Source organism: Micromonospora sp. NBRC 110038, from assembly GCF_020884815.1.
Classification (GTDB): domain Bacteria; phylum Actinomycetota; class Actinomycetes; order Mycobacteriales; family Micromonosporaceae; genus Micromonospora; species Micromonospora haikouensis.
Map to the genome: position 1 here is coordinate 1 of NZ_BBOL01000023.1, position 1,418 is coordinate 1,418.

2 protein-coding genes are annotated in these 1,418 nt (G+C 68.1%); both read right to left on the bottom strand.

The genetic code is table 11. The features are described 5' to 3' along the window. Positions 1-67: 67 nt before the first annotated feature. A complete protein-coding gene (locus LPU61_RS31445) occupies positions 68-487 on the bottom strand; it encodes a hypothetical protein (RefSeq protein ID WP_043960814.1) in 420 nt (139 codons plus the stop codon). Further along, on the bottom strand, positions 484-1,317 hold the full coding sequence (locus LPU61_RS31450; RefSeq protein ID WP_229406985.1) for an IS5 family transposase: 834 nt from the start codon (positions 1,315-1,317) through the stop codon (positions 484-486). Before LPU61_RS31450 ends, LPU61_RS31445 begins: the two co-directional genes overlap by 4 nt. Between the last annotated feature and the right edge of the window lie 101 nt (positions 1,318-1,418).

The window sequence follows — 1,418 nt, forward strand, 5'->3', positions numbered from 1 at the left end:
AGAGGGTGGTTCGGGAGGCTTTGTCTGGTGTGGGCTTGGCGGTTCGTTGGAGGCCCTGCTGGTGGGGTTACGCCGAGGTCGTCGGCGGGGCCAGGGTGAACAGTCCGGCCTCGGGTTCGGTGAGGATCTGGCGGGCGACGAGGCGTTTGAGCTTGGCGCGGAGATTCTCGGTGTCCTTGGCGGTGGCGCCGGTGCCGAGGGCCTGGCAGATGTCCTTGGCGCGCATCGGCGCGGTCCCGGCGTGGAATACGGCAAGGATCTGTTGGTAGGCGGGGCTGGCGACGGTCGGATCAGCAGGTGCCGTCGTGTCGAGTGGGCCGCCCAGGCTCAGGAGCGTCTTGCGGGTGATGGCGAGTTCGGCGACCTCGGTCTCGGCTGCGGTGAGTTGCTCGTCGAGGGAGGCGATCTGGGTGCGGAGCCGCTCAACGGCGAGGACGGCGGCGGTTTCGCGTTCGGTGAGCAAGGTCAGCAGCGTCGGCTGGGTCACCGTTGGTAACGCCAAGACGTGGTGGCGGTGCCGGTCAACCGACGCACCAGGTTCGCCGTCGAGGCCCACCAGGTGCGGGACACCGCCGAGGCCGGTCGGCTTTCGTACTCGCGGACCAGGCGGCGGTGCAGCATCAGCGTGCCGTGGGTCTGCTCGACCACCCACCGGCGCTTCACCGGCACGAACCCGGCGGTCGTGTCGGACCGAAGGACCTGCTCGACGTCGATACCGTTAATCGCGCCGTGGATCTGCACGTCGTCCTTGAACCCGGCGTCGACCCACGCCTTGGTCACCGTCGGGGTGTGCGCGAGGACGTTGTCCAGCAGCCGGATGCCGATCGCGTTGTCGGTGACCGACGCCGCCGTGACCACCACGGCGATGATCAACCCGAGGGCGTCGACCGCGAGGCCCCGCTTCCGGCCTGGGACCTTCTTCGCGGCGTCCTTGCCGGTCGTCGCGGCCGGGACGTGGTTCGCCGCCCGGATCGACTGGGTATCCAACACCACCGCGGTCGGATCCTCCCGACGGCCGGCCTTCTCCCGCGCCTGACACCGCAGCAGATCATGAATCACCTGGTCGGTGCCGTCATCACGCCACAGGGCAAAGTAGTAGTAGGTGGCCGACTTCGGCGGCAGGTCGTGCGGCAGGTACGCCCACTGACACCCGGTCCGGTTCTGGTAGAAGATCGCGTTCACGATCTCCCGCAACTCGTACCGACCCTGATGCCCCGACACCGACGGGTGCCGGTCCTTCCACGCCTGCAGGAACGGCCCGACCACCGCCCACTGATCATCGTTCAGGTCGCTCGGATACGCCGCACGCTCACCCATGATCGGCCCAACGCGGCCGGGGCCCTACCAGTTACGACCACGCCTCACATTCACATGCCGGCCCAAGCCCACAATGGACGGAAGCTACCGAACCACCCTCT